Annotated in this window: 9 protein-coding genes; 1 reads left to right on the top strand and 8 read right to left on the bottom strand. The window is 69.4% G+C overall.

Annotated features, from left to right (window positions below):
* Positions 1-167: 167 nt before the first annotated feature.
* On the bottom strand, positions 168-1109 hold the full coding sequence (locus ACFY36_RS33140; RefSeq protein ID WP_499749852.1) for a cyclase family protein: 942 nt from the start codon (positions 1107-1109) through the stop codon (positions 168-170).
* 18 nt (positions 1110-1127) lie between these two features.
* The gene (gene sigJ, locus ACFY36_RS33135; RefSeq protein WP_499749851.1) at positions 1128-1982 is read right to left on the bottom strand and encodes an RNA polymerase sigma factor SigJ; all 855 of its coding nucleotides are present in this window, start codon (positions 1980-1982) and stop codon (positions 1128-1130) included.
* 60 nt (positions 1983-2042) lie between these two features.
* Between sigJ and ACFY36_RS33130 the strand changes: the two genes are divergently transcribed.
* Positions 2043-2399 (top strand): DUF6220 domain-containing protein, encoded by a 357-nt coding sequence (locus ACFY36_RS33130; protein ID WP_499749850.1) that lies wholly within the window; start codon positions 2043-2045, stop codon positions 2397-2399.
* Here ACFY36_RS33130 and ACFY36_RS33125 read toward each other — a convergent pair.
* From ACFY36_RS33125 to ACFY36_RS33100, 6 genes are read right to left on the bottom strand one after another with little or no spacing between them, the layout of a single operon-like run.
* Complete coding sequence (locus ACFY36_RS33125) at positions 2366-3109, bottom strand: maleate cis-trans isomerase family protein (protein ID WP_499749849.1); 744 nt, start codon at positions 3107-3109, stop codon at positions 2366-2368. The two genes, ACFY36_RS33130 and ACFY36_RS33125, sit on opposite strands and share 34 nt — an antisense overlap.
* Complete coding sequence (locus ACFY36_RS33120; RefSeq protein WP_499749848.1) at positions 3102-3734, bottom strand: hypothetical protein; 633 nt, start codon at positions 3732-3734, stop codon at positions 3102-3104. The genes ACFY36_RS33125 and ACFY36_RS33120 overlap by 8 nt, the downstream gene beginning before the upstream one ends.
* On the bottom strand, positions 3731-4480 hold the full coding sequence (locus tag ACFY36_RS33115; protein WP_499749847.1) for an SDR family oxidoreductase: 750 nt from the start codon (positions 4478-4480) through the stop codon (positions 3731-3733). The genes ACFY36_RS33120 and ACFY36_RS33115 overlap by 4 nt, the downstream gene beginning before the upstream one ends.
* Complete coding sequence (locus tag ACFY36_RS33110; RefSeq protein ID WP_499749846.1) at positions 4477-5397, bottom strand: hypothetical protein; 921 nt, start codon at positions 5395-5397, stop codon at positions 4477-4479. The genes ACFY36_RS33115 and ACFY36_RS33110 overlap by 4 nt, the downstream gene beginning before the upstream one ends.
* Positions 5394-6083: a hypothetical protein gene (locus tag ACFY36_RS33105; RefSeq protein ID WP_499749845.1), complete on the bottom strand. Its 690-nt coding sequence runs from the start codon at positions 6081-6083 to the stop codon at positions 5394-5396. Before ACFY36_RS33105 ends, ACFY36_RS33110 begins: the two co-directional genes overlap by 4 nt.
* Complete coding sequence (locus tag ACFY36_RS33100; RefSeq protein WP_499749844.1) at positions 6080-7273, bottom strand: aromatic ring-hydroxylating dioxygenase subunit alpha; 1194 nt, start codon at positions 7271-7273, stop codon at positions 6080-6082. The genes ACFY36_RS33105 and ACFY36_RS33100 overlap by 4 nt, the downstream gene beginning before the upstream one ends.
* Positions 7274-7276 lie beyond the last annotated feature (3 nt).

Below are 7276 nucleotides of genomic sequence, written 5' to 3'. Positions count from 1 at the left end.
GCCGCCGCCGCGTGGGGGCCGCCGCGGGGGCGCGGGGGGGGGGGCGGGGGCGCCCCACCCCCCCCCCCCCCCCCCCCGGGGGGGGCGGCCCCCCCCCCCCCCCTCCCCCCAACCGTCCGAGCGCAAGAATCCAATCCGCCCCCGAGCCCTGGGGGTTGCAGGGGCGATCAGAAGATGGCCACTGGATTCACCGGGCTGCCGGATGTGCCGGACAGACGGAGCGGGGCGATGGTGAGATGGAAGTCCCACTGGGTCAGCTCGGCTGCTGTTGTGGCGCACGCCTCCAGGTCGCAATTGTCCAAGAGCCACAAGCCCATTGCTACCAGCGCCACCGCGTGGACCGGCATCAGGATGTTCTCGTAGCCTGACGGCTGCACGTCCTGAGGAGTGTCGGCGCCGATCAGGGCCACGCCCCGTTCTTGGAGCCACGGCAGGCAGGAGGCGTGCCAACCCGACTGGGTGATTCCGCTGCTGTCGACCTTGGTCTCGCGGCGGGCCCGGCCGTTTCCTGTTCGTAGGAGTACCGCGTCGCCCGGGCGTACCTTCACGCCCTGGGCTTGTTCGGCCTGCTCCAGGTCGGTGGGGTGTACGGGGTCGCCCGGTTGCAGCCATGGGACCTTGCGGACCGCGGCTACGTCCAGCAGGACGCCTCGAGTGGTGATGCCTTGTCCTGCCTCTGTTACGGCTGACCATGCCGCGCCCGTGTCGGTGTTTGTGCTGGTGGCCGGGCGGTTGTTGTAGAGCCTGCCGTCCCAGGACAGGTGGCTTGGCGCGTCCAGGTGGGTCAGCGTGTTGCCGTGGTATGTGAAGGCCAGTCGTTCGTTGGTGAAGCCCCAGCGGTTGTCGTTGTGGAACAACGGGGGCATGTGTCCGGCGCCTGGCATGTCCACTGCCCGGGGGACCGTTGTTGTTGAGCGGTCCATGTCGTCGGGGGCTTTCAGCTCCCAGGCGCAGGAGACGCTTCTGCCGTGTCTCACCGCGCGGGCCGCGGCCAGGCGTACCTCATCGGTTATGTGGTTCAGGGTGCCGCGCTGGTCGTCGTCGCCCCACCGGCCCCAGTTCGACAGGCTGGTGAAGTAGCCGAGCACCTCGTCCTGTGTGGGGGCCATCCGGGCAGCGTACGTCAGCTAATGGGTCCAGGCCTGGAGCTTCTCGGGGTTGCGGACGGCCCAGATGTGGGTGATCCGGTTGTGGGCCACGTCGAAGGCCATGACCGTCACCGTGGCGCCGGCCTGCCGGATCATGAGGCCGGGGCGGCCGTTCACTGTGCGCTCGAGGATGTCCATGTCCGGCATGACGCGGAACAGCGTGGCGGCGTACTGGCCAATCTGCTTTCGGCCCTGGAGGGGCTGCTGGATGGTGCTGACCTGGCCTCCGCCGTCGGCTGTCACGGTGGCGGCCGGGTCGAGGAGGGCGATGAGGGCGGTGATGTCCTTCGCCTCCCACGCCTGTTTGAAGTCGCGGATCACATGGGCCTCGCCGCCCGCCGGGGTGAGAGGCGGACGGGACTCGCGGACGCGGCGGCGGGCCGAGGACGCCAGTTTGCGGCAGGCCACCAGTGTGCGGCCGATCATCGTCGAGACCTCGGCGAACGGGTAGCCGAAGACGTCGTGCAGGACGAAGGCCACCCGCTCGGCCGGCGTCATGGCGTCCATGACGACCAGGAAGGCCATGGTGACTGACTCGTCCAAGGTGACCTGGTCGGAAAGGTCCGCGAAGCCGGCGGGAAGGGGCTCGGGGATCCAGGCGCCGACATAGCGTTCGCGGCGGGAGCGGGCCGAGCCCAGCAGGTCCAGGCAGACGCGGCTGGCCACGGTGGTCAACCAGGCGGCCGGGTTGGTGATGGCCTCCCGCTGAGGGCCGGTGAGGGCGTACCACCGGGCATAGGTCTCCTGGACCATGTCCTCGGCGTCGGCCAGGGAGCCGGTCATGCGGTAGGCCAGGCCGAGCAGATGGCGGCGCTCGTTCGTGATCGCGCTCATGGTCGTCATGTCTACCCGACGGGCGCGGCACAATTTCGGGGGCTGCGTCGTCGGGCTGGCATGCGGAGAACTTTCAACTTTCTGGCGGCGGCGCTCCTGCTGATCGTCGTCGCCCAGTTCGTGTTCGCCACGACCGGTGGCTTCCACGCGAGCTCCTACCGGCTGCATCACGCGATGGGGTACGTCATCTTCTTTGTGCCGCTGGTCATGGCGATCGTGGCCGCGGCGGGGCACCTGCCGGCGCGGCTGATCGGGGTGTCGGTGCTTGTCGTCGTGCTCGACTCGCTGCAGGTGGTGATCGCCGAGGTGGGCGGGCTGTGGACCGCGCTGCACGGGCTCAACGGGCTGGCGATCCTCGCCGCCTCGGCGTGGCTGTTCAAGGCTCAGTACGAGCGGAGCAGGGTGCCGGCGCCGTAGACCTTGTCCTCGATGCCGTTCTCGCGCAGGGCCATCCACCACGTGGCCGCGTTGATGGCGATCACCGGCTTGCCCAGCCAGCGTTCGGCCTCGTCGGCCAGGCGGACCATGGACAGGTTGGTGCCGCACTGGACGATGGCATCCACTGAAGGGCCGTCCACGGCGCGGATGGCCTGGCGCAAATCGTCGTCCGTGACGTGCGCGATGGAAACGGCAGTCGGGCATTTCAGGCCCTCGATGGAAACGACCTCGAAGCCGATCTCGCCGAAGAAGCGGACCACGTTGGCGTCGCCGACCGGCTGGTACGGGGTCACCACACCGATTCTGCGGGCGCCGAACAGGCGCAGGGCGCGTTCGCAGGCCTCGGCGCCGGTGGCCACGTCGAGGCCGGTGATCTGCTTGATCTGGGCGACGAACTCGCGGTTGCCCTCGACGCCGCCCCAGAACGTCTCGGCCGACATGCCCATCACCATGTAGTCGGGCTCGCAGGTCAGGACGCGCTCACAGGCGTACCCGATCTCGGCTCTGATCTGCACGAGCAGATTCTCGAAGCTGGCGTCGTCGGAGAGGTCCTGGTTGCGGATGTGGATGCGGGAGAAGTGCGACGTCACGCCCGGCACCGACATCCCGTAGAAGTCCGGTTCGACGATCGTGTTCGTCGAGGGCGCGATGACGCCGAACTTGCGGCGCCACCCCAGAGCGTCAGTCATGAGAAACACCAACCTTTTCCCGTACGGGGATGAGCAGCGCCGCCAGGAAGAGGAAGGCCTGGGCGCACGTGTTGAGGGACTGCTCGAGCCATTGGTAGGCGACCGTGTGGTGCGATGCGGAGGAGCGCAACGGCACCAGCGACATGACGAGGATCAGGCCGGCCGAGAGCAGCGCCACCGACAGATATCGGCGGCGCCGCCAGGCCAGGATCGCGGCCAGCACGCTGATCGCGGTCACTCCGAAGGTGGCCGCCACGAACAGGGGCTGCAGGCTCAGCAGCACGGCCGAGGCGAAGGCGGCGACCACGACGACCGCCGCGAACGGCCACCACGGCACCGCGGGCGTGGGCCGCAGGGTTGCCGCCAGCGCCCAGCAGACGGCGGCCGCCCCGGCCGCCATCAACGGGAACAGCAGCTCTTCCAGCACGGTCGGGTTGCCCCAGCCGGCGGCCACGGCGAGCTTCCAGGCGCATTTGCTCAGCCCGCCGAGGCCGATGAGCAGCGCGCCGATCAGGCCGGCGCGGCGGGCCGGGAGAGGCGCCGGCAAGGCCAGCAGGGCGAAGCCGGCCATGCCGAACAGCACGGGAACGAAGTCTTCGAGCGCGAGCCAGATCGGGTAGTTCATGAGAACAGGTCCCGCTTGTGGAAGGCCGCGGTCGCGAACCGGTACGCCGCCTTGCGATTGGTGAGCCAGGCGACGCGGCCCCCGTTGCGGGTGCCCCTCAGCACCCGCTCGGCCAGCCACGGCGTCACCGTCTCGACCCGGTCGGCCAGGATGTTGAAGACCTTCTTGGCCTTCTCGAGCTCGGCCGGCGCGTAATCGCGGGTCAGGAGGTCGGTGACGACCATGCCGGGTGAGAGCAGGCACGCCTTCACCGTGGTGCCCTTGAGCTCCTTGGCCATCGCGAGGGTGGCGTACGTCAAACCGCGTTTGGTCGCGCCGTAAGGGGTCAGCCCGGCGACGATCTGGCCGGTCGAGCCCAGGCCTTCCATGTTCCAGAGCGCGCCGTGGCCCTGCGCGAGCATCGCCTCCAGCACGACCGCGCTCGCCTGCATCGTCCCGCCGAGGTTGACCGCGACGACCGCGTCGATCTCGGCCGGGTCGAGCTCCCACAGGGGCCGCCGCGAGGTGGACAGGCCGGCGTTGTTGACCCAGATGTCGACCCGCCCGAACCGCTCGACGGTGGCGTCCCACAGCTTCCGGACGTCCTCGCGGACCGTGACGTCGGCGGTGACCGCGAGGACACCGTCGTCCGGCTCCCCGGTGATGGACCGTCCACAGTAGGCGACGTCGGCGCCCTGGGCCCGGAACGACCGGACGAGTCCCTGGCCGATGCCCCGGGTGCCGCCGGTCACGACCACGACGGTCATGACGCCCACTCCAGGACCCCGTGCAGCACCGAGTCCAGCGTCGCCCCGTCGAAGAGCTCGTAGACGACGGAGAGCCGCCGGCCGGCCGACATGCCGGGCTCGGCGTCGAGCGAGAACTCCCGGCCCTTCACCTTCCAGACGTCAGCGAAATGCAACGAGGAGAAGGAGGCCCGGCCGAAGCCGATCGCGTTGCCCCAGCCGTCCGGGCCTTCGAGGAACAGCCGGTTCCCGTCCCGCCGCGCGTCGACCGTGAACGACCGGTCCAGGCCGGCGCCGCTCCAGGTGATGTGCCGCCGCGTCCGCAGCAGGTCGATCGGCTCCAGGGCCAGGGAGACCTCGACGGTGCCGCGCAGCTTCTGGTCGGCGCCCCACAGCTCGCAGGCGCCCGCGAACTGTCCGGCCTCCTTGGTGGGCAGGATGTACGGGACGGGGCCGCGCCGGGTCTCGGCCTCGATGAGCGCCTCGACCCTCGACGCGTCCCTCGTGTAGACCCCGTTGAAGCAGCCGACCACCGCCCAGCCCTGGTACAGCACCGAGGAGTAGACCTGCGTCTCGCCGTCGGGCAGCACCTGGTTCCAGGTGTTCAGGTCGACCTGCCAGCCCGGCCCGTAGTAGTGGGAGTCGACGAACGACCCGTACGGCTGCCCGGTCCCGAAGAAGTCGGGCCCGGTGTAGACCCGGTTCGCGTCGGAGTCGACGACCCCGAAGGAGAACGGGGCGCCCAGCCGGAAACGGCCCGCGAGCGCGCCCCCGCCGACCAGACCCCCGTCCATCCGGTACGTCGTCACGCCGTCGGCGAAGTCCGAGGAGCGCCGGATCTCCTCGTACCCGCACCAGGTTCCGTCCGCGTCGAACAGCGACGGCCGCCCGTGCCATTGGCCGGCGATGCGCTGCTGCCACGCCGAGGGCCGCGTCATTCGTCGCCCACCAGCTCGAGGCGTACGCCCTCGCTCTGCTCCCGGCCCAGCAGGCGTTCCGTCTGCGACCAGACCGGATCGATGGCCGGGCTGAACAGCAGCGCCCGATGCTGAGCGTCGCGGGCGGCGTCGCCGGCGAAGGAGGACGAGGAGAGGAGGCTCAGCCAGTGGCCGAGATAGCCGTCGACGGCGTCGCCGATGCCCTCGAACGCCGCCGCGGTGGCCCGGCTGACGAGCATCCAGGGCGACATCAGGGCGTACTGCCGGGGCGTGAGGTGCGCTGGTGTGAGCCCCTCGCGTTCCTGTACCTCCTTGTAGATCCCGGTCAGCGGCTCGAAGACGGTGTCCATGTAGGACAACGAGGTCGCCAGATCGACCTTGGGGATCAGGTCGAGGTGGAAGGCGTAGTTGTCGCCGTTGGCCACCGAGTCGAGGGTGAAGTGCGGGACGCCCGAATCCGGTGCGGTGAAGGCGAAAATCATGTGGCTGTCGAGGCCGATCGGCGGCACGACCAGCGACACGTTCACCACCTTCACGACCGTGCCGGTGCCCCGCCAGACCCGGATCCGCCCCACCGGGGCCGGGCTCATCGGCGAGGTCAGCTCGCGGTCGTCCTTCAGGGTCACCGGCACCTCGGCCAGAACCCGTTCGAGCGTACGGTCGGACAGGGCGCCCGGCAGGCTCATTTGTCCTCCTCGTCGGTGGTGCCCATCAGCTCGGCGGCGGCCACGGTCGGATGCTCGCCCCGCGCCTTGTGCACCCAGGCCCTCGCCAGCTCCGGGTTCTCGCGCCGGGCCGGCGAGGCGATGACGGTCGCGGTCCGCTTCGGTACGTCGCCGGTGATGACGTCTTCGGCCGAGAGCAGCCAGCCCTTCTCGGCCAGCTCCTGGCGGCGCCGCCGGTATTGCACGGCGATGAGGTCGCTGCGGATGTGCAGCTCGGCGCCGAGGTCGAACGGCAACAGCTCGGGGCGTACCTTGTCGACGACCTCGGCGTCCTGGTAGAAGATGCGCAGCGTGCGCTGGATGGCGTTCTTGTCGGCCCACTTGCCGGTGAAGAACGTGCGCAGCGCGACCCACTTGACCAGCGTGTGCGTGTCGTCGATGGGGATGTTCGTGTCGTAGATGATGAGGTCGCCGATCGGCAGCCGCACGTGCAGTTTGATCATGTTGGGCAGCATCCAGCCGGCCGTGGTGGTCACCGGCGGGCGCTTGGTCAGATCCTCGCCGCGCAGCTTGCTGAACTTGCCCCAGATGCCCTTGGGCGCCGGCGGGTACAGGTCGACCGTGGCGAAGGCCGACCACTCGTCCGGCTGCTCCAGCTCGTACTCGGCGACCTCGGGCCGTTCCGGGTTGCCGAACGCTCCGGAGTGGACGAACGGCGCGTGCGCGATGTCGCAGCCGTTCTCCAGAATTCGCTCGTAGTTGGCGTTCCAGAGGAACTCGCCGGTCACCGCGCGGAACCGGCCGCCGTTCTCGACGAGGTCGTCGAACTCGGGCCAGACCGGCATGGGCGGCCGCTCCTCCTCGGGCAGGTCGCCGAGGTAGACCCAGATGAAGCCGTACTTCTCCTGCGCCGGGTACGAGTCGACGCGCGCCTTCTTGGGGATGCCACGGCCGGGCTGGTTGGCCGGGATCTTCACGCACTCGCCGTCGGGCTTGTATTCCCAGCCGTGGTAAGGGCAGACGATGCAGTCGTCCTTGAGCCAGCCGCCGGACAGGGCGGCGCCGCGGTGCACACACAGGTCCGAGAGGGCGACGACGCGTCCTGAAGGCGTACGGTAAAGGGCCAGATGCTGACCCAGAACCGTGACCCGCACGGGTTTGGCCGTCAGCCGGTCGGCGAATTCGACCGCGTACCAGAAGTTCTTGAGCATGGT

This window comes from Actinoplanes sp. NPDC000266 (assembly GCF_042899005.1).
GTDB lineage: Bacteria > Actinomycetota > Actinomycetes > Mycobacteriales > Micromonosporaceae > Actinoplanes.
This window is presented reverse-complemented; position numbering and strand designations above follow the sequence as displayed.